This window comes from Streptomyces fuscichromogenes (assembly GCF_014645815.1).
Lineage (GTDB): Bacteria > Actinomycetota > Actinomycetes > Streptomycetales > Streptomycetaceae > Streptomyces > Streptomyces fuscichromogenes.
Map to the genome: position 1 here is coordinate 1 of NZ_BMML01000119.1, position 683 is coordinate 683.

The following is a 683-nucleotide window of genomic DNA, read 5'->3' on the forward strand; positions in this document are numbered from 1 at the left end:
GCGCCGGGATATTCACCTCACCGTCGAGCCGCACAGCAGACGAAACGTTGTAAGTAGGGCTGGGGTCCTCCAGCTGGCCGATGAACCACAGGCGTTGCTGTGCGAACGACAACGGCACCACCGCCGGCCGCGCCACCGCCACCACCGCCGGCCGCACAGCCCCGGCCACATCCAACCGCGCCGCGATCCCCGCCACCGTCGGAGCCTCGAACACCGCCCGCAACGGCAACTCCACTTCCAGCACTGCTCGCACCCGGCTCACCAGCCGCATCGCGAGCAGCGAATGACCACCCAGATCGAAGAAGTCGTCATCGACACCGACGTGATCGAGCCCCAGGACCTCGGCGAAGACCTGGCACAGGACCTCCTCCCGCACCGTCACCGGACCACGACCCCCACCCGAGACGTACTCCGGTTCCGGCAACGCCCGCCGGTCCAGCTTCCCATTGACCGTCAACGGCAGCACATCCAAAACCACCACCGCCGAGGGCACCATGTAGGCGGGTAGCCGCAGGGCGGCATGCTCGCGCACCACCCGGTCCAGACCGGCCACCGCCTCCCAAGCCGACGCCGCACCTGGCGCCGGTGCCACGTCTGGTGCCGGTGTCACATAGGCGACCAGGCGTTTGTCGCCCGGGGTGTCCTCGCGGACCACGACGGCCGCCTGTGCCACCCCGTCACAG

At 69.3% G+C, this 683-nt stretch carries 1 protein-coding gene; it reads right to left on the reverse strand.

Annotation, left to right across the window (positions count from 1 at the left end; translation table 11 throughout):
• The coding region (locus IEZ11_RS50450) for a phosphopantetheine-binding protein (protein WP_189269861.1) at positions 1-683 on the reverse strand (683 nt) is incomplete at both ends.